Genomic DNA, 20,399 nt, shown 5'->3' on the forward strand with positions numbered 1-20,399 from the left:
AGGCATCCTCACAGCAGCGGCATCCGAGCAACATCCTTACCCTCTCGCAGCCCTAACCCGCTCGTGCAGGGCTGGAGCCGGCGAGGTCCGCCGCGAGTTCCACAGCGAACGGGAGGCGCCAGTGGCGCCTCCCGCCGAGCGAGGACTGTCCGAAGCGCCGGACCTCGCCGGCTCCAGCCCTCGCAAGTACCGGTTACTACTCCTCGCGGGGACGCGCGAGGTCCTCGAGCTCAACGCCCGGATAGCGCTTCTTGAAGTTCTCGTTGAACATGTCGGCGAGCTTCTGAGCGGCCTTGTCGTATTCCTCCGGGTCGTCCCAAGTCTGGCGCGGGTCGAGCAGCGTGGTGGGAACGCCCAGGCACTCGCGCGGCACATCGACACCGAAGATCTCGTCGCGGCGGTAGCCGGCGTCGTCGATCGAGCCGTCCATCGCGGCGCGCACGAGGGCGCGGGTGTGCGAGAGGGCGATGCGGTGGCCGATGCCGTAGGGGCCGCCCGTCCAGCCGGTGTTGACGAGGTAGACGCGGGTGTTGTGGCGCACAATCTTCTCGCCTAGCAGGTATGCGTAGACCATGTGGTCGAGTGGCATGAATGGCTCGCCAAAGAGCGCCGAGAACGTGGGCTGCGGCTCCACGATGCCGATCTCGGTCCCGGCGACCTTGGCGGTGTAGCCGGTGAGGAAGTGGAACATGGCCTCCTCGCGCGAGAGCTTGGAAATGGGCGGCAGCACGCCGTAGGCATCGGCGGTGAGGAAGAGCACCACGCTCGGGCTTTGGCCCACGCCGGACTCCACGACGCGGTCGATATGCTCGATGGGGTAGGCCGCGCGGCCGTTCTCGGTAATGGAGCTGTCGGAGTAGATGGGCTCGCGGGTCTTGCGGTTGAGCTTAACGTTCTCGGACACGCTGCCGAAGCGGATGGCATCGAAGATGTCGGGCTCGCGCTCGTGGGTCAAATCGATCGTCTTGGCGTAGCAGCCGCCCTCGATGTTGAAGATGCCGCGCGGGCTCCAGCCGTGTTCGTCGTCGCCGATGAGCAGGCGCTCCGGGTCGGCCGAGAGGGTCGTCTTGCCCGTGCCGGACAGACCGAAGAGCACCGCAGTCTTGCCCGTCTTGGGGTCGACGTTGGCCGAGCAGTGCATCGGCAGCACGCCGTCCTCGATGGGCAGGAGGTAGTTCATCATCGTGAAGATGGCCTTCTTGATCTCTCCGCAGTATCCGGTGCCGGCCACGACGATCTTCTTGTGGTTCATGTCGAGGATGACAGCCGCGGGCTCAACGCCGTCGCGATCGCGCGAGCAGACGTAGGTGGGAGCCGCGTAGACGGTGATGTCGGGGCGGCCGAACTGCTCGAGCTCGTCGACCGTCGGGCGGACGAGCATCTGGCGGATGAAGAGCGCCTGATGCGCGCGCTCGGCCACGACCATGACCTTGCGGGCGTACTTGCGGTCGGCGCCGGCGTAGCCGCGCACGATGAAGAGGTGGCGGCGCTGCGACATGTAGCGCGCGACGTTCTTGCGGACAACTCGGTAGGTGGCCTCGTCGATGGGCTTGTTCTGCTTGCTCGCCCAGTTGACGTTCTTATCGGCCTCACCGGCGTCGACGATATAGCGGTTCTCGGGCGAGCGGCCGGTGAAGGCGCCCGTCGAGACCGAGAGCGACCCGGTGGAGGTCAGGTACGCCTCGTGGTGGGAGATGGCATGCTCGATGAGCTTTGCAGGGCACCAATCGACGTGCACGCGGTCCTGATCGACCTCGATACCGAGATTGATCAGGATAGATTCGATCATGGGCTCGGTCATACATACTCCTTGGGATAGAGGGCCTATACGCACCATCTTTTTCAGTATGACCGATGGGTTTGGGCGATAGTCCCCGCTCGGGGAAAGGTTCGGCGAACGGTAGCTCGCAAAGCCGACGCTGGGTGGTTGCCGCACACGGGTGCGCGGGCCGGGCGGGGCCGAGGTCCCGGCTTCGGACAGTCCTGGCTCGCACGGAGGCGCCACTGGCGCCTCCGGCTCGTGCGGAACTCGCCGGGACCTCGGCCCCGCCCGGCCCGCCCCCAGCTGCAGCAACACCCCGAACGCGGCGGGTTGACTCGCAGGGGGCAAGATGTTGCAGCGGCTACAGAGGTGCAAGGAGAACGGAGGGCGACACTCGTCCGAACCTGGAGCGGGAGTGGGTCACTTGCTTGTCGGTTGGCCGTGTCCCGCCGGCGGCTGGCTTCGCGCCGCCTAGCGCGACTGGGGGTTCGCAGGCGATATAGTTGTCGCAGCTCAGCCGCATGCCCTCGGCGGCTGGCTTCGCGCCGCCTGGTGCTACTTTGGCACTCCCTGCAAACAGTTCAGCACGGTCGCCGGAACAGATAGGCGCCGCAGATTCCGAGCTTAGAGATGATAAGTAACCGTCTCGGGCTCGGCGGGGTCTGCTGGATCGGGGATCTCCACGCGGACGAACGTGAGGGTCACGTGGTCGTAGCCGGCATCGTGGAGAACGCGGGCGTAGACCTCCGCCTGGAGACGGTGCTTCTCTTGCAAGGCATCGGGCGTCTCGGCGGGGGAACCTCCCGTCTTGTAGTCGAGCACGAGGGCCTCACCGGGGCGGGCGGGGTCGGTGGCGAGAAGATCGATGGCGCCCTCCACGTAGGGGCCGAAGGCGTCGCGATAGGCGGGGTCCCCGGGGACGAAGAACGGCACCTCGGCGCGGAGCTCGGGCCAGGTCAGCACCTCGGCGCGAACGCGCGAGCGCTCCCAACGGGCAAGGGCCGTCTCGAGGCGCTCGCATTGGGCCGGGGTGACGCCCCACTGCCGGCACTGTGCGTCCACGCGCGCCGCGGGCACGGCGTCGGCGCCCGTCTCTACGAGCCACTGCGCCAGCGCATGGAAGGCGGAGCCGAGCGCCGTGGGGTCGCCCGCGCCCTCCCCTCCCGGCGTAGGCCGGTCTGCGCGCGCAGGCGCATCGCGCACCACGGCCTCCTCCCCCGCCGCGCCCTCGGCGTCGGCCGCGCGGACGGAGGCGTCGGCGCGGTCCTCCACCTCAGCATGAAGCGCCGCGGCAAGCGAAGTGTAGCTATACGAGTCGCGCTCCGGCCGGACGGGGGCGGCAACGTTCGCCTCCACGGGCGCGGGCCACACAAGCGGCACATCGCGCTCGGCGGCCTCTTCCTCCGGCCCGTCGGCCGCGGCATCGGCAGAGAGGGCGAGAGGATAGTCCTCCGCGGCAAAATGCACCTGCGGCCCCTTGGCCCCGCGCGAGGGGTAATAGGGAAAATCGAGGTCATCGAGGAGCACGAGCTGGTAGTCGCCCGCGTGCGCCCCCTCAAAGTCGAGCCGGTCGCACCCTAGGTCGGGCGCGCCGGAAAGCTCCGGATCTTCCGGCAGGATACGCCCCATGACCTCGCCCACGAGCGAGGTCGCATGCCCGGGCATGAGCTCCCCCGCGCTCCGCGCACCCATCACGAGGATCGCCACCTCGCGCGCACGGGTGAGCGCCACGTAGAGCTTGCGCGCCGCCTCCTCGTAGTCGAGGGTGGCGTTTTTGGTGCGCATATAGGCAAAGGCCTCCGTTGCCGAGGCGGGCACGCGGTCGAGCTCGAGCACCTCCTCGTCGAGCTCGGGGACATCGCCGAGCAGCTCCTTGTCAGACGCCGGGTCAAAGCGGTTGGGCCGCGCCGCCCAGAGCGTCTCTCCGTCCTCGTCGAGCATCTGGATGCGGTCGCGGCTGGCCGCGATACCGTCGCACTCCGTGACAGCGACCACGGGAAACTCGAGGCCCTTGGAGGCGTGGATCGTCATGATGCGCACCGCGTCGCCATCCGCGCCCGAGAGCATCGCCGGCGACTCCTTGGCATGCGCCACGTGGTCGGCAAAGCCGCGCGCCACGAGCCGCGGCGCAAGCGCGCAGCCCTCCTCGACCTCCTTCACGATCGCGAGCGCCCGGAGCACGTTGGCCGCAACGGCATGCTCCTGCGCGCCACCCCGCTCGAGCCGCCAGAGCCAGCCCGACTCGTTGACGGCGTCGCGCGCGATGACCGACATCGGCTCGCGGCCCACGCGCGCGAGCGCCCGGCTGAGCACCTCGCGCGCGCGGGCGAGCAGCGGAAGCTCGCCAAACTCCTCCATAATCTCGCCCGTAAGCAGCACATCGGCCGTAACGCTCCGGCTGTCGACCACCCCCGCCTCGGCATCCACATGCGTGGCGAGCGCCAAGAGCTCCGTCGCCCCCAGGGCAAACATCGGCGAGGAGAGCAGCGGGGTGATTCCCGTCTCGCCATCGTCGGGGTTAGCCAGAAAGTTGAGGAGCGCCCCCACCGTGCCCACCTCGGGCGCACGGCGAAAGACCGACGTGCCACCCGAGACAACGCAGGGCATCCCCGCGGCGCGCACGGCCTCGGCGTAGACGTCTGCGCGCGAGAGCGCCGCCATGATGATCACCATCTCGCCCGGGGTAAAGCCCTCCTCGTCGCGCAGGCGCCGGAAGCGCGCGGCGATAGCCTCGGCGCGGGTGCGGGCGCGCTCCTCGGAGGTCCCGCCCACCACGAGCACGGCCTGGCGCCGCGAGGTCTCGGTGCCGCGGAGCACGCGGGCATGGGCGCGCCGGTCCTCCCCGCACGAGACGAGGTGCAGAAAGTCGCGCCCGAGCCGGTTGGCGCTGCCGCCCTCAAAAATCCGGTCGGCAAACGAGAGGATGTCGGCGTGGCTGCGGAAGTTGGCGTCGAGGTCGCACACGGTGCCACCAAGCCGCTCGGTCTCATCCTTCTTGGTGCGAAAGACCGACACGTCGGCCCCGCGGAAGCGGTAGATTGACTGCTGCGCGTCGCCCACCGTGCAGAGCTCGCGCCCGTCGGGGCTGCAGAGCAGGCGCACGAGCTCCACCTGCTGCTGAGCCGTGTCCTGGAACTCGTCCACCATGACCATGCGGAAGCGCCCGGCAAACTCCCGGCGGACCTCCTCGTGGTTTTTGAGCGCGTCGTAGGCGAGCGTGAGGAGGTCGTCGTTGTCGAGCACCGCACGCTCGCTCTTGAGCGCCGTGTACTCGGTCTCGACCTCGGAGGTGAGGGCCATGAGCTCGTTGAGCGCGGCGTCGCGGGCGGCGAGGTAGGCGTCGGCAAAGAATCGGTCGCGTGCCGCGCGCACCTCGCGCACGGCCGTCTTCTCGTCCTTGCCCATGCCGCGACCCGTGAGCGAGAGCTTGCCGCACGCCGCAAAGCAGACGCGCAGTGCCGCCACGTCGTGCGCCGAGGCCTGCCAGGCGCCGAGCGCCTCCACGGCCGTGCGCGCCGCCTCGTTGTTGGCGTAGGAGGGCGCCTCCGCTATCTCGCGGTAGGCCTCGATGAGCTCGCGGTAGGCGGGCTCTGCCGGCACCCGGTGGAAGGCGGCGAGCCCCTCGGTGGAGGCGGAGGCACGTGCGAGAAGCGCCACCACGATCTTGAGGAGACTGTCGAGGTCGTGCGAGCCGGCTGCGGGGCTCTCGAGGTTAAAGGTACCAAGGAGCTCGTCATAGGCACCCGACCCCTGCGCGTCCTCGGCGCTCACGCGGCGGAGCACGTGCTCGGCCGCGCGGCGCTTAAGATCGTCGGCGTATTCCGCCACCGAGAAGCCCGGGTCCACGCCCAAATCGAGCGCGTGGGCACGGATGATGCGGGCGCACATGCCGTGGATCGTGGAGATCCAGGCGCCGTCGACCCGCTCAGCCTCGGCCTCCATCCCCTCGGCGATGAGCCCCGCGCGGATGCGCTCCTTGAGCTCCGCGGCGGCCTTCTCGGTAAAGGTGATGGCGAGCACCTGGTCGATTCCGTCGAGGAAGGGCTCGGGTACCGCCGGATCTGCCCATTCGTCGCGCGGCTTGGAGCCGGGACGGAGCGCGTAGAGCACCCGCTGGGTGAGCGTGAAGGTCTTGCCCGAGCCGGCTCCCGCAGAAACGAAGAGCGGTCCCTCGAGCGTGCGGACGATGCGCTCCTGCTTTTTCTCCAACTGCGGCATTTCAGCGCCTCCTCGCGCACATCGTGAGCGGGCAGTGCCCGCAGGAATCTTGAGCCGGTGACGGTGCCACACGGCCGGCCTCGAGCGCGTCGAGCTCGACGGCAATCGCTCGCTCGACCTGCTCCAAAAGCTCGCCAAACTCGAGCTCGCCATCGTGCTTGGCGGCGCTCCGCCCGCGCGCGGGCTTGACGCCGGGGTAGCCCGAGACCTTATCGCGCGGGAAGGCCGGCGGCTCGCTCTCCACAAGCGCCGCGGCAACAGCGCCTTTAACGACGGGACCGCGCGTGCCGAAGTAGACCGCGCCCTGCGGCGAGCCGCCCGTGAGCCGCGCGTAGGCCGTGGCGTAGATGAGCGTCTGCACCTTGGGTGCGCGGTCGGCCTCGCGCCCGGGGAGCCAGACCGGGCTGAGCTGCTCGTCCTCGTCGAGCGCCATGGTGGGGTCGGGGCAGGCAAACTCCCCGAGCGAGGCACGGTTTTTGTAGTCGATGATCACAAAGCGCTCGCCTGCACCCGCCGCGGGCGCCGTGTCGATGCGGTCAATCCGGCCGCCGAGCGGACGGCCCGCATAGGAGACGCCCTCCTTGTCGAAGGCGTACTCCAAAAGCGCCGGCGAGAAAATGCTGAGCATATCGCTCTCGTGGCGCACGACCTCACGGAGCTTGGGGCGCATGGCCTCGATCTGGTTGCGCTCGAGCTCGTCGGTGGCCACAAGCGGGCCCTTGATGGTCTGTGGCTTGCCGCCGGTGGCCTTGCTGTAGCGCCCATGCGTGTGCTTGCCGCGGGCGTGGTCGTCGCGCGTCTCGTCAAAGGCAATTTCGAGCTCGGCAAGACACGCGTCGAGGTTGGCAGGGGTCACGCGCGCAAGGCCCGCCTCGATGAGCCGCTCATGGAAGCGCTGCATAACATCGTGGACGAAGTTGCCCATCTCGATGGGGCCAAAGCCCGCGTCGAGCCGGCGGGTCGAGACGCGGTTGGTGACGAGCCACCGGTAGGGGCAGGCGAGATAGCTCTCGATCTGGGAGGCCGAGAGCGTGCGCGGGCGTGGCTCGCCACCCACGACGCGCGTGGGCAGGAGGAGGAAGGGGTTGAGCTCGGGCGCAAGGGCGTGCTCGGCGGGACGGGGCGCACGGTCGACGCAGGCACCGCGGCCACCCGCCGGGTCGAGGTTGGCAAAGAGCGCTCCCTCCGTGGGGAGCGGTTCTGCGTGCGCGGCAGGCGTACGCGCGGGGAGCGCCGCCTCGCGGGCGCGAAGCTCGGTGAGGGCGAGCGCGGGATAGAGCTCCTCGCCATGGGCATCGTGCGCGACGTAAGCGAGTGCCGCAGACGTGCGCGCGGTCCCGAGCGCACAGCGAAACGCGCGGCGCTGACGCGGGGCGGGGGCCATGGCATACGGGGCGGCACCGAGCTTCTCGGCAAGAAGGTCTGCCACCGTGGCACGGACCGAAAGCGGATAGGATGCGGCGTCGGCATCGGCCAGAAGGACCGCGTCGTAGCTCATCGGCGCCGCAGCGGCAAGGGTATCGATCGTGGTGAGGGTCACCTGGACGGGGCGGTCGCTCACGGCTTGCGGGGCAACGGTATACGCCGCGCGCACGCGCAGGGCGGGGAGCACGGTAAAGACCCGCTCCTCCCCCACGCCCCATGCGCGCGCCTCCTCAAAGAGCGAGAGCGCGGCATCGAGCGCGGCGAGCTCGGCCTGCTGTGCGGCCGCACCCGCGGAACCAAACGCACCGGCAGGCGCGCCGGCGGCAGCCTCGCGCATGAGGGCGAGCGCGCGGGCATAGGCACCGCGGCGGATGGCATCGAGCACGTCGCGCACCACGATGGGGCGCGGCTCGGTGGCGGGCAGGCCCTCGGCCTCGGCGGCAGCCGCACGGTCGTGAGCCCGCTGGCGCTCGCGGCTCTGGAGCCGATCAAGCTCAGCCCAGAGCGTATCGCGGGTGAGCTTGCGCGTCTTGCGGAGATGACTGTCGAGCGTACGCGCCGCGCGGGAGGCGGCAGGGCCGAGTCCCGAGAAGGGCGAGCGCATCCAATCGGGCAGCTCGGGCGCGGGCCACCACGTACTCGGCTCCTCCGTCTCGAGGCGCTCGACAACGTCGGCGAGCATAAAGAAGGCCTCGCCGGCGCGCGTGCGCTCAAAAGCGAGAGATTCCTCCCCGGCTACGGCGATGCCGCGTGCCGCTAGGCGAGGCGCAAGGTCGCGGAGCGCCGCGAGCGGGCGCGGCACCGCGACGGCGATGGTCGCCGTCGCGCCCGACTCGGGGGAATCCGCCTGCGCGACGACGTCCTGCCCGCCTGCCGCCACATTGGAGACAGCCTCGTGCGCCAACTCGTCGATGAGCTGGGTGTAGGCGGCGGCGCGCGCCGTCGGCCCCGCCACCTCGGCGATACGCGGGACGAGGGGCACCGAGGCGTGCGGTCCCTCCTCCGACGCGGCGTCATCGCACGCTGGCAGTGCGCACGACCTAACGGTAACGCCTTCCTCCAACAACACCGTGCGCAACTCACTTGCAAGTGCATCGGCCTCGGGCTCAGCGAGGATCGCGACCTCGCCCTCCCCCGCCACCGCGGTGAGCAGGCAGGATAGGTGGCGCGGATACTCGGCGATGCCCCGCACGGCGACCGCCCGGGCACATGCGGGCGCCCCCTCCGCTAGAAAACCGGTTGCAAGCAGGGTCGCCGCCGCCGACGGCTCGAGGTACCCCGCAGCATCGAGGCACTCACCATAGGCGGCAACGAGCTCGACCACCCGGCGCTCTGCGGCGGTCAGCTGGGCGCCAGACGCCTTGTCCTGAAGCGCGGGCAGCAGATCGCGCGCCGCCTGTGCGAGCATCTCGACCATACCGCGCGTCTCGCGGAGCTCCTCGCGCCCCGCATGGGGCGTCGGGGCCGAGTGCGCAGCAGCACCCGCCCTCCCGCGCTCCGCATGGGGCGCCATGTCCTCATCTTCGAAAGCCACGACAGAAGCGTCCCCCACGCCGCTCGAGCGCGACGCACCCTCGGAGGCATCCGCCAGCACCTGGGCTGCAAGGAGCTTTCGCGCCTTGGTGCCCACGAGCGCCCGACCGTCTCCCATGAGCTCCCAGAGGGAAGCGATCCACGCGGTGGGCGTCGTTACCTCAACGGCAAGGCCGCACCCGGCATTGGCGAGCGCCCGGCGGCAGAGCTCGCGCTCGGCAAGGCTCGGCACGATGAGCGTCGCACGGCCATGCGTGCGCACGAGCTCGGCCAGGACCGCAATCTCGCCCGAGGCAGGTACTGTGCCGCCGCGCGTTTTATAGAGAGCAACCGCCATGCGTCCTCCGTTCCGCCGTTCGGTCTTCTAGATACTACCCTAGCGGCTCGTGCGGACAGAACTTTTCAACCCGCGCACAACGCCCGTACGCAACGGGCCGCCCCCGCCAACGCGAGGGCGACCCTCTCTCACGCTATTGCCCTTCTATAGCATCTCGCCCGCAAGCCGCACTCGATCCGGGTGCGACCGAGCCGGCGCCGACGCTACCCGACGCGCTTCTCCATGATGTAGTCGTCCATGACAAAGCCGCTGCCGATATCGGTCTCCACGGCGTCGATCGTCGAAAAACCGTTGCCCTCGTAGGCACGGATGCCCAAAACGTTTCCCTTGTTGACGGTGAGGTACATGGCATCGAGCCCGCGGGAGCGGCAGAGCTCGGTATAGAAGCGCACAATCGCGCTTGCAAAGTGCTTGCCGCGCTCCTCGGGCTTGAGGTAGATCTTGGAGATAAAGAACCGGTTGGTCTCGGGCTCCACGCGGCCGCCCGTGTAGCCCACGATGCGCCCGTCGTCCGCCGCGCAGACAAACCAGTACTCGTAGGCGTGCTCGGCGATGTCGCGCCGGATAGCGTCGAGCGACTGGAAGTTCTCGACCATGTAGCGGGTCTGGTCCTCGCCAATGAGCGGTGGCCAGTATCCCTCCCAGATCTCGCGCGCGAGGGCGGCGAGACGTTCCTCATTCTCGGGCGTAGTAACCGGCGTAAGCCCAATCAAATCTTGCATGAGCACTCCCCTTTGTCGATGGGCCGCCGCGGCATCTCACCGCAGCCCGGCCAAACCCGCCCGGTGGCAACCCAGCTGCCAAGCCGCATCGCCACAGGTCTAAACGCCGTCCTCCAGGCGGATGAGCATCTGACGGTAGCCGCCGCGCTCGCCGTTGAGCGCCTTGGAGACGCGGCTCACCGTGGTGGACGACGCACCCGTGCGCGTCTGCACCTCAACGTAGGGCTCTCCCTCGTCGAGCAGGCGCGCCACCTGCAGGCGCTGGGCAAAGTCGCAGATCTCGCGCGGGGTGCAGAGGTCGGCCAGAAACGCCTCGACCTCGTGCTCATCCCCGAGAAGCGTTAACGCGTGCACGAGTTGGTGCACGTCCTCATTTTGGTACAGCTTCTCGAGATCCATGGTGACCTCCGCATCGACGATTTCTCGGGTGCGGCGGCGCCGCCGCGGCCCGCCCGAGCCAGTGTAGCACACCACTACGCTAAAGTGCTCGCAACCCCCTGCCCTAGACAAGAACAGGGAATCCACTCTCTACAGGGCGGTACGCCCATCGTCGGGCGGCCCCGCCTGCCCTCAGACAAGCCCGGCCGCCGCCGACCCCCGCCGCCGGACTGTCACGTCGCCCCCCCCGGCAAACGGCCTCCGCCGCCGGGCTACAGCCGGGGCAGCGTAGGGATGAGCGAGAGCCGCTCGGCAAGGCCAGAGGTCCACTGCACGCGGTCGCGCTCGTCGATGAGCACGGCCTCCACACCGGGGAGCTCCTCCACAAAGGCGCGCCCGCGCTCCATCCCCATCATAAAGACCGTGGTCGACCAGCCGTCGCCATCGATGGAGCGGTCGGAGATGATGGTCGCGCTCACAAGGTCGCTCGCCGCGGGCATGCCCGTGCGCGGGCTCAGGATGTGGTGGTAGGTGACGCCCCCGCGGGTAAACGACCGCTCGTGCACGCCGCTGGTGACGACCGACCCGTCCCGCACCTCAACAAGCGCCCGATGATGGGCCGCGTCGAAGGGGTTGACGATGCCGATGCGCCACGGGTCGCCCGCACGGTGGGGCGGCCGGGCGTCGGGCGCGGCGGGGCGCCCCCCGCCCACAAGCACGTTGCCGCCGAGGTTGAGCACGTAGCGCTCCACTCCGTGCTCCACGAGAATGCGGGCGAGGTCGTCGGCGATGTAGCCCTTAGCGATGCCGCCGAGGTCGAGGACCGTCTTGGGATCGGTGATCGAGAGGGTCGGACGGGACGCGGAAGCGGCCCGGCCCGCAGGCGCGGACGGGTCCGCCGGCTCCTCCCTCACCCGGATACGCTCGGCGCCCACGTGCTCGAGGGCGCGCGCGAGCTCGAGCTTGCTCGGCACTCGGCCCGTATGGAAGTCCCAAAGCGAGGTTATCGTGCCCATCGTGATATCAAAGAGGCCCTCGCTCGCCGCGCCGTAGCCAAGGGCGAGCCGGGTGAGCTCGGCTGTCTCGGGCGTCACGGGCACCGGCTGGGGCGCGGCGGCGTGGGCACGGGAGATATCGGAGTCAGCCCGGGTGCGCGAGAGTGTCCACTCAAAAAACGCACAGCGCTCCGCCGCCGCGACGAGCGCCGCATCGAGCCGCGCGCGGACCGCGGGATCATCCGCATCCTCGTCGTCGGCGGGATAGGCGTAGAGGAGCACGTCGGTGTTAAAGACAAAGAGCTCTGCTCGGCGCGCGCCCAACTCAGCATCGGCGAGACGGCAGGCGGGCTCGTCCGATCGGCCGGAGGGGCAGGCGGCGGCGTCCCCGCCGCCCGGTACGTCGCCCGGCGCCGCGCCGCCGGCCGCAGGTGCCCCCGGGCGTGCGTCCTCAATAATTGATACGTTATGGGTATCGTTTCCTGCCATTTCCATACCTTCCCCACCAACGGGCCGCGTCGGTACTGGTCCGAGGCGGAATCGGGCATAATCATGCGAACCGGCGACCGCCGGCCGCGCAGCAGCGTGCTCGCGTCGCGCAAAGGAACGTGTCCGCGCGGGCCGCTACCATGGTAGCGCAAGGGTGCTCGGCTATGCGCCCCTTGGCTGCGGCTTGGGCGCATGCTTTTGTGGGGCCCGCGGGCGTCTGCCGCCAGGCCCGGCCTCGCCCGGCACAACCCGCCGCGCTCGGCCGCACGCAACCGTGCGCCACCCCATCACCCCGAAAGGAGGGTCCATGCGGTTTTTGCTCAACTGGCTCGTCGCCTCGATCGCCATCGCCGTCGCGGCGGCGCTCGTTCCCGGGATTGTTCCCTTTGGCCCCGTCGACGCCTGGCTTGCCTTTGCCTTCGCGGGGCTCTTCCTCGGAATCGTCGACTCGCTCATCAAACCGGTGCTATCGCTGCTCTCGCTTCCGCTCACCATCGTGACCTTTGGCATCTTTCAGCTCGTGGTCAACGCGCTCATGCTCTCGCTTGCCGGGTGGCTCTCGCTCAACCTGCTCGGCGCGGGCATCGCGATCGCGAGCTTTGGGTCCGCCTTTGCCGGCGCCATCGTGGTGAGCATCATGTGTACCATCCTGGGCTTCATCACGCGCGACTAGACCCGGGCAGATGCCCGGCGCATGCCGCGACGCCGATGGGGCTCAGGACCTTCACCCGCCGCCTCGAAAGGCAGCATGCTCACCGACCGCACGCGGCACCTGCGCCGCACACCACTGCTACCGGGGTGGTGCGACCGCCCCGCACAAGGAGGCATCATGGCCATCTACACATCCATCGACCAGATCATCGGCAAGACCCCGCTTCTTGAGCTCACCGGCATGGAGCACCGCGAGGGGCTCCGGGCCCGCGTGCTCGCCAAGCTCGAGTCGCGCAACCCCGGCGGTTCCGCCAAGGACCGCATCGCACGCAACATGATCGACGAGGCCGAGCGCGCGGGGCTTCTGCGTCCGAACGAGGGCTACACCATCATCGAGCCCACGTCGGGCAACACCGGCGTCGGCCTCTCGATGATCGCGGCGGCGCGCGGCTATCGCGCCGTCATCGTCATGCCCGAGACCATGAGCGAGGAGCGCCGCCGCCTCATGCGCGCCTACGGCGCGGAGCTCGTGCTCACGCCAGGCTCCGAGGGCATGGCGGGCGCCATCCGCCGGGCCGAGGAGCTTGCGGCCGAGACGTCCAAGAGCATCATCGCCGGCCAGTTTGAGAACCCCGCCAACCCTGCCGCGCACTACGCCACGACCGGCCCCGAGATCTGGGAGGACACCGAGGGCACGGTCGACATCCTTGTGGCGGGCGTGGGTACGGGCGGCACCATCTCGGGCGCGGGGCGCTACCTCAAGGAGCGCAACCCCGAGCTCAAGGTCGTTGCCGTGGAGCCCGCCGACTCGCCCGTGCTCGAGGGCGGCGTGCCCGGCCCGCACAAGATCCAGGGCATCGGCGCAGGGTTTGTGCCCAAGGCGCTCGACACCGATATCTACGACGAGATCATCCCCGTCACCACCGAGGACGCCTTTGCCACGGGTCGGGCGCTCGGTCGCGAGGACGGTGTGCTCGTGGGCATCTCGTCCGGCGCGGCGGCGTGGGCGGCGCTCGAGGTAGCCCACCGTCCCGAGAACGCGGGCAAGACCATCGTCGTGTTGCTCGTGGACACGGGCGAGCGCTACCTCTCGACCGACCTCTTTGCGTAAACGGCGGAGGGGAGCGCAGATGGTGCAGAAGCCGCGCGTGCTGGTGGCGATGAGCGGGGGCGTGGACTCGAGCGTCGCCGCTTGGCGTCTTATCGAGGCCGGCTTTGACTGCGTGGGCGCAACCATGATCCTGCACGACGCTGCGTCTGGCTCCCAGCTTGGCGGCTCGCCTGCGCCCGCAGGCGAGCCGGCCGACGTTGCGACGGCGCGTGGCGTGGCCGAACGACTCGGTATCCCCTTCCATGTGCTCGACTGCCGCGCCGCGTTTGAGCAAGCCGTGGTGGAGGAGTTCGTCGCCGCCTACGAGCGCGGCGTTACCCCCAACCCCTGCTGCATCTGCAACCGGCACATCAAGTTTGGCCTCTTGTGGGACCGAGCGCGCAGGCTCGGCTGCGACTTCATGGCAACGGGTCATTACGCGCGCATCGTACGCCGCCCGCTCGCAGACGGTCGCACGGTCCCCGCGCTCGCCAAGGCGCGCGACCTCAGCAAAGACCAAAGCTACTTTCTCTATGGGATTGGGCACGAGGCGCTCGAGCATACCCTCTTTCCCCTGGGCGACCTCACCAAAGAAGGCGATGTGCGGCGCATCGCGCGCGGGCAGGGCTTTGCCAATGCGGAGAAGCGCGACAGCCAGGGCATCTGCTTTGTGCCAGGCAACGACTTTGCCACCTTTATCGAGCGGCGGCGCGGGCGCGCACTCCCCGAGGGCGAGGTGCTCGATACCGCGGGCCACGTGCTCGGGCGCCACCACGGCGCCATCCGCTACACGGTGGGCCAGCGCAAAGGCCTCGGTATCGCCGCCGAGCGGCCGCTCTACGTAACGGCGATCGATGCCGTCGCCAATACGGTGACGCTCGGCAACGAGGAAAGCCTCATGGCCGGCTCGCTCGTCGCGGACGACTGGGTGTGGACCGCCCCCGCCAACGAGATGGAGGCGGCGCTCGATAGTGCAGGGCCCGAAGGACTCGCCGTGGGCGCCAAGATCCGCTACCGCCAAGAAGACCAAACTGCTCGCCTTATGCGTGACGAGGCCGGCCGTATGCGCATCGACTTTGAGGTGCCCCAGCGCGGCATCGCCCCCGGCCAGGCCGTCGTGATCTACCGGGGAGACATCGTCCTCGGCGGCGGCACCGTCCTCCGATAATGGCTCGATTGTTAGGTACCCGGCCATTGCACCAGCGGCAAATCATGGGTGATTTTGAACACGATTTGCCGCTGGTGCAATGGCCGGGTACCTAACTTTTCGATTGAAAACGAAGCTCGTCCGCCTTCATCAGTGCGATAAAGGCAGGCGGGCAGAATAATGGGTCAAATGGAACACGTCCCCAAATGACTCATGTAGGTGGAGCCCCCGACAACGAGCGGACCCCGGGTGCGCCGGATCGCCGTGAAGCGAGGCGGCGTGCCCGGGGCCCGCGCAACGGCGGCCCGTTCCGCGGTTCGGCAGAACCGCGGAACTCACTTACGCCATGATCTTCTTGAAGAGCTCCACGACGGTGTCGTGATCGGCCTCGCGCGGGTTGCCCGGATAGCAGGCGTCGGCGAGGGCGTCGTCGGCGATCTGATCGAGCTCGTCAGCCTTGATGGCCTCGCAGACCTTGGGGATGTTCACGTCCTCGGAGAGCTGGCGCACGGCGGCGATGGCGGCATCGGCGGCCTCGTCGGTGGTCATGCCCGTGGTGTCAACGCCCATGGCAACGGCGACGTCGGCCAGGCGCTCAACCACAACCGGCTTGTTGAACTCCATGGCGATCGGCAGGAGCATAGCGCAGGCCACACCGTGCGGGGTGTCGTAGTGCGCCGAGAGCGTGTGCGCCATGGCGTGGTCGATGCCCAGACCCACGTTGGAGAAGCCCATGCCGGCGATGTACTGGGCAAGCGCCATGCCCTCGCGGCCCGAGCCCGGCTCGCCGCTCTTGGCCTCGGCCACGGCGTCGCGCAGGTTCTTGGAGATGAGCTCGATCGCCTTGAGGTGGAACATGTCGGTGAGCTCCCAGGCGCCCTTGGTGGTGTAACCCTCGATAGCGTGGGTGAGCGCGTCCATACCGGTGGAGGCGGTGAGGCCGGCCGGCATGGTGGCCATCATCTCGGGGTCGACCACGGCGACCTCAGGCGCGTCGTTGGTGTCGACGCACACGAACTTGCGGACCTTCTCCACGTCGGTGATGACGTAGTTGATGGTGACCTCAGCAGCGGTGCCGGCGGTGGTGGGCACGGCGATGGTGAAGACGGCGTGCTTGGTGGTGGGGGCGACGCCCTCGAGGGAGCGCACATCGGCGAACTCGGGGTTGTTGATGATGATGCCGATGGCCTTGGCGGTGTCCATAGCCGAGCCGCCGCCCACGGTCACGATGCAGTCGGCCTCAGCAGCCTTGAAGGCCTCGACACCGTCCTGCACGTTCTGGATGGTGGGGTTGGGCTTGACCTCGTCGTAGAGGCTCCAGGCAATGCCCGCCTCGTCAAGCAGGTCGGTGACCTTTTTGGTGACGCCGAACTTCACCAGGTCGGGGTCGGAGCAGACAAAGACCTTCTGGTAGCCGCGACGCTGAATCTCGCCGGGGATCTCCTTGATGGCGCCGGCGCCGTGGTACGAGATGGTGTTGAGCACGATGCGGTTGGACATAGGGCCTCCTTGGTTGAATGCTGCCGGCGCCCAGATCCGGCGCCCGCATTACTGTATACCCGCAAGATCGCACCCACGGGGGTGATTTTCTCCGAGCGGGCAGACGCTACCGGGAGAGCGGCGGCCGCCCCGCCGACAGCACAGGGGCGGGCCTAGCCGCGTGCGAGGGGACCGCGGGCATGCTCCCGGTCGATGAACATGAGGAGGAACGCGGCGAGATCGAGCAGGGAGCAGACGGCTATGGCATGCAGGCCGATCGCCTCGACGAACCAGTTGCCCATGACCGCGCCCGCCACGAAGCATACGATGACCCCGAAATACAGCACGCCGTTCTCCAGGAAGCCCCGCTTACGGGTGACTATGTAGTCGTCGACGCTCTGGAGCGCCGAGCGCAGGTTGCCGATGCACATGGTGGTGGCGATACCGTGACCGTGGATCTTCCTGAACGACTCGACCTGCATGCCGCAGGCGAATGACGTGAGGCAGTTCGCCGGGAGGTTGAGCGCCGACGGCAGGAAGCTGACGCCGAGAAGTATCACCGCCTCGGCGAGCACCGTCACCTGGCGCCAATGGATGCGGCTCGAGAATCTCTCGTGGAACAGGTCGGCGAGCATGATGCCCGCGGCGAAGCTCAGCACGGGGAAGAGGTAGCGGAGCGCCAGAAGCGGGTCGCCCTCCGAGATGTGGACACCCACCAGCAGGATGTTACCCGTCTGCGCGTTGGCGAAGACGCCGTCGCGCGCCACATAGGAGTAGACGTCCATGAACCCGCCGGCGAGCGCGAGGATCACGCCCAGCTCGATCGATTCGGAAACCTGCTTCGCTCGCTCCATGGGAGCCACCGTGCCCTTTCACGTGGACCATGACGCCGTTTGGCACCGGCTCACTATCCTAGCGCAAGCGGGCCCCGGGCGCGCAAGCGTATTCCGGGAACACGGCACCGTCATGTCGGTGGCAGCCGAGAGGCGCTAGCAGACACGCGAGCCCCCGTCGCAGCCCTCATCGCCCTCGACCTGAGAAGATCCGAAGGCGCCGGCGGGCGATATGTCGAAAGGAAAGGTTCCACAGCGGTTGAACGCCGCTATGAACATGCGGATGGCGTTGGAGGGTGTGGTCCCCACGCGCTGGGTCGCCGCCGCGAAGGCTGCCTTTTCGCAAGGCAGCACCTTCGCAACGACCGGGGTCATGTGTTCTGCCATGGCGGTTCCTCGTGCTACGGCGTTGCTGCGGTTGCGGAACGGCGTGCCTGTTGCACTACGGATGGATGGTTGCGCGCCGCTCCCTGGTGCGTTTTGGTGTATTGGTATGACTCTGTTTTACTAAGTAATACCCCAAGAGGAAGAGTACCAGAAACGCCGCCGCACCACAAGGTGCGACGGCGTTTTGAGGAGCTAACGATGTTGAGGGTGCTGAGGGTCGGCGCACATTATTCAGCGTCAAGCTCGCCCCGGCCGGCCGCATCGTGCAAAATCCCCGGCAATGAACCCGACAGTGAACCCGCGCATGAACTCGTGAAGGAAGCGCTGGTAGGGGACGCGCGCTTTCGCGCGCAATGCGCTTGTGCACCGGGGAAACCGCCCCGTAGCGCATTTGCGGGTTCATTGCCGCGCGAAATGCACGGAGTGCCCCGACAAAAGGCCCGGTCGTGAACCCGCAAATGCACCCGCCGGCGCGGAGGCCGGATAGAAGGAGTAAGTCATAAGACGGTTGGGCCGCTCCAAGCGACCCATTTTGGCCCCGTCCTAAAATGAGTCACTTGCCCACCGGCCCATTCGTGAGCGGCAGGCCCAGCCTACCGCTTGCCACCGCGGTCACCGGGGCGGCGGCCCGTGGCACCACCGTAGGGAATGCCCTGCGACTTGCCGCCGTGACCGTACCCGGCGCGGTTATCGCGGCCGCCCGCGCGGCCGGAGCGCGCCCCGCGGCTGCGGCGCTCGCTCACCTGGTCGGCGTTGCGCCAGTCGTGCGCCGCGGGCGAGAGCGAGGGGTTGCGGTTCTCCCCGCCCGAGCGCTGCGAGCGACGCGCCCTGGACGAGGACTTGCCGTCCGCAGCGTCTCCCCGCCCAAACCGCTCTCCATGCGCGGAACGTCCGCCGCGAGCAGCATCGCGCCCGCCGCCGCGCGAGGTGGAAGACGCCTTGCGGCGGGACCCAGACGCCTGGTCCTCCTTGCCAGCGCGAACACCATCCTCGGAGGCAGCCTGCGCATGACGGCGATCGTAGCGCGACCAGCCAGCGTGATCGCTCGACCCCTTCACCGGCGCCGGCTCGTACTCGGCGCGCACCGCGCGGCCAAACGCCACGGCCTCGGTCGCGTCGCTCGCGTGCACCCGCGCCTTGCCCGCATGCTTGGGCCTGGCCGGTCGCGGCGACCGCTCCCCCGCCGCAGCGCCGCGCGCGGACCCGTCGCGCGCCGCGCTGTGAGCCGCCTGGGCACCGGACCTGCGGCGGCTGCCGGCGCCATCGCCCGCACCCCGGCCGTTCCGCGCCGCAGCGCCGCCAGATGCGCGCCCGCCGCGCTTGGAGGTCGACTTCCCGCGCTTGGTCTTCTTCTTGCCCGGCTTTTGCGCCGGCACGCGCGCCGGGTCCACGACGGGCGGCTTCTCGCCCAACTCGAGACCTGTCGCGTCGAACAGCTCAGCGGTCTTGCCCATGAGCGCCTCGATGGCAAAGAACTCGTCCACGTCGTTCTCGGTCACAAAGGTCAGCGCCCAGCCCAGCTCGCCGGCACGCCCCGTGCGCCCAATGCGGTGGATGTAGTCCGTCGGCTCCTCGGGCACATCAAAGTTGACCACATAGCGCACATCGGAGATGTCGATGCCGCGCGCGAGCACGTCAGTGGCCACGAGCACATCGCACGCGCCGCGGCGGAAGTCGGCCAGGGCACGCTCGCGCTGGCCCTGGCTGCGGTTGCCGTGGATGGGAAGCGCCTTGATGCCCGCGCGGTTGAGGCGCCGGCAGCAGGCGTCGGCGCGGTGCTTGGTGCGCGTAAAGACGATCACGCGCTCAGCCCCCTCGCGCTTGAGCACCTCGGCGAGCAGGGCGTTTTTGGCCTCGAGTGAGACGGGCAGCACGTACTGGTCGACGGTCTCGGCCGTTGAGGTGGCCGGCGCGATCTCCACGCGGGCGGGGTCGCCCACCAGGTCGGTGATGGCGCCGACGGCCTTATCGTCGAGCGTGGCCGAGAAGAGGAGCGTCTGGCGCTCCTCGGGCGTCTGGCCCACAATCTTGCGGACGGCGGGCAGAAAGCCCATGTCGAGCATACGGTCGGCCTCGTCGAGCACGAGCACGCGCACCTCGCCGAGGTTCGCGGCACCCTGGTCGATAAGATCGACGAGGCGCCCCGGCGTGGCCACCAGCACGTCGCAGCCGCGCTTGAGGGCGCTCTTCTGCGGGTTGTACGACACGCCGCCCACCACCGTTACCGCGGTGTGGTGGGTGCGGCGAGAGATCTTTGCTGCCACCTCGTCGATCTGCTGGGCAAGCTCGCGGGTGGGCGTGATGATGAGCATGAGCGGGCCGCGACCCTGTGCCTCGCGACGGGCGCGGGCGCGCGCCGCCGGGCTCTTACCGCCGCTCTTGGGGGCAACGGCGACGTGCCCGAGGTTATTGAGCGCGGGCAGCAGAAAGGCGGCCGTCTTGCCGGTGCCCGTCTGGGCCGCGGCGAGCAGGTCGCGGCCGGCGAGCACCTCGGGGATGGCGCGCTCCTGAACCGGGGTGGGCGCGGTATAGCCGAGGTCGCGCACGGCGGCGAGGACAGCGGGCGAGAGGCCGAGGTCGTCAAAGCTCGGCGCGTTGCCCGCAGGGCCGACGGACAGGGGCCCGGCCGCCCCGGCAGCGGGCGCGACGGCCTCCGGCGCGGGCGAGCCCGCTTCCCCGGCGCCGTGCGGCACCGCCCCGTCCGCCTTGGACGCGGTCACGTGCAGATTCTCTTCGGTTGTAGACATATATGCGGTTCCATTCTGCGCGGTGCGGCACCCTCGGCGCCCACCGCGTCTGCAAAGCGATCTAAAGAAAAAACAGCGGCATCGTATCGGCGTGGGAACGCCGCAACGGGAGCAGTATCCGCCGGAGCTAAGTATACGTGCGCAGCGCCGCCACGCCCCGCCCCTGCACGCAATTACCACGCTGATTCGGCAATGAGAGCACACGA

13 protein-coding genes are annotated in these 20,399 nt (G+C 68.8%); 3 read left to right on the forward strand and 10 right to left on the reverse strand.

The features are described from left to right. Positions 1-196: 196 nt before the first annotated feature. From pckA to B5G20_RS09265, 6 genes are all read right to left on the reverse strand, one after another. On the reverse strand, positions 197-1,801 hold the full coding sequence (pckA, locus tag B5G20_RS09240; protein ID WP_239286962.1) for a phosphoenolpyruvate carboxykinase (ATP): 1,605 nt from the start codon (positions 1,799-1,801) through the stop codon (positions 197-199). A 585-nt stretch (positions 1,802-2,386) separates the two neighbouring features. Beyond that, complete coding sequence (locus B5G20_RS09245) at positions 2,387-5,980, reverse strand: UvrD-helicase domain-containing protein (protein ID WP_087356626.1); 3,594 nt, start codon at positions 5,978-5,980, stop codon at positions 2,387-2,389. Between the two features lies 1 nt (position 5,981). Then, a complete protein-coding gene (locus B5G20_RS09250) occupies positions 5,982-9,275 on the reverse strand; it encodes a PD-(D/E)XK nuclease family protein (protein ID WP_087356627.1) in 3,294 nt (1,097 codons plus the stop codon). Between the two features lie 203 nt (positions 9,276-9,478). Continuing rightward, the gene (locus B5G20_RS09255) at positions 9,479-9,997 is read right to left on the reverse strand and encodes a GNAT family N-acetyltransferase (RefSeq protein ID WP_087356628.1); all 519 of its coding nucleotides are present in this window, start codon (positions 9,995-9,997) and stop codon (positions 9,479-9,481) included. 99 nt (positions 9,998-10,096) lie between these two features. Further along, entirely contained in the window at positions 10,097-10,396 is a 300-nt protein-coding gene (locus B5G20_RS09260) for a YerC/YecD family TrpR-related protein (protein WP_087356629.1), read from the reverse strand. 251 nt (positions 10,397-10,647) lie between these two features. After that, positions 10,648-11,859, reverse strand: a complete 1,212-nt coding sequence (locus tag B5G20_RS09265) for an FAD:protein FMN transferase (RefSeq protein WP_087356630.1) — start codon at positions 11,857-11,859, stop codon at positions 10,648-10,650. Between the two features lie 307 nt (positions 11,860-12,166). On the opposite strand from B5G20_RS09265, the gene B5G20_RS09270 reads away from it, so the two are divergent. From B5G20_RS09270 to mnmA, 3 genes are all read left to right on the forward strand, one after another. Further along, on the forward strand, positions 12,167-12,532 hold the full coding sequence (locus B5G20_RS09270; RefSeq protein ID WP_087356631.1) for a phage holin family protein: 366 nt from the start codon (positions 12,167-12,169) through the stop codon (positions 12,530-12,532). 153 nt (positions 12,533-12,685) lie between these two features. Beyond that, on the forward strand, positions 12,686-13,621 hold the full coding sequence (gene cysK, locus B5G20_RS09275; protein ID WP_275531860.1) for a cysteine synthase A: 936 nt from the start codon (positions 12,686-12,688) through the stop codon (positions 13,619-13,621). A gap of 19 nt (positions 13,622-13,640) precedes the next feature. Beyond that, positions 13,641-14,768, forward strand: a complete 1,128-nt coding sequence (gene mnmA, locus B5G20_RS09280) for a tRNA 2-thiouridine(34) synthase MnmA (protein WP_204207756.1) — start codon at positions 13,641-13,643, stop codon at positions 14,766-14,768. 318 nt (positions 14,769-15,086) lie between these two features. Here mnmA and fucO read toward each other — a convergent pair whose 3' ends face one another. The 4 genes from fucO to B5G20_RS09300 form a co-directional block, all read right to left on the reverse strand. Beyond that, the gene (fucO, locus tag B5G20_RS09285) at positions 15,087-16,247 is read right to left on the reverse strand and encodes a lactaldehyde reductase (protein ID WP_087356633.1); all 1,161 of its coding nucleotides are present in this window, start codon (positions 16,245-16,247) and stop codon (positions 15,087-15,089) included. A gap of 152 nt (positions 16,248-16,399) precedes the next feature. Beyond that, the gene (locus B5G20_RS09290) at positions 16,400-17,080 is read right to left on the reverse strand and encodes a YoaK family protein (protein WP_087356634.1); all 681 of its coding nucleotides are present in this window, start codon (positions 17,078-17,080) and stop codon (positions 16,400-16,402) included. A 135-nt stretch (positions 17,081-17,215) separates the two neighbouring features. Continuing rightward, positions 17,216-17,446 (reverse strand): type II toxin-antitoxin system RelB/DinJ family antitoxin, encoded by a 231-nt coding sequence (locus B5G20_RS09295; RefSeq protein WP_087356635.1) that lies wholly within the window; start codon positions 17,444-17,446, stop codon positions 17,216-17,218. Between the two features lie 593 nt (positions 17,447-18,039). Then, the gene (locus tag B5G20_RS09300; RefSeq protein ID WP_087356636.1) at positions 18,040-20,193 is read right to left on the reverse strand and encodes a DEAD/DEAH box helicase; all 2,154 of its coding nucleotides are present in this window, start codon (positions 20,191-20,193) and stop codon (positions 18,040-18,042) included. Between the last annotated feature and the right edge of the window lie 206 nt (positions 20,194-20,399).

This window comes from Collinsella sp. An7 (assembly GCF_002159335.1).
In the GTDB taxonomy this organism is placed as follows: domain Bacteria; phylum Actinomycetota; class Coriobacteriia; order Coriobacteriales; family Coriobacteriaceae; genus Coprousia.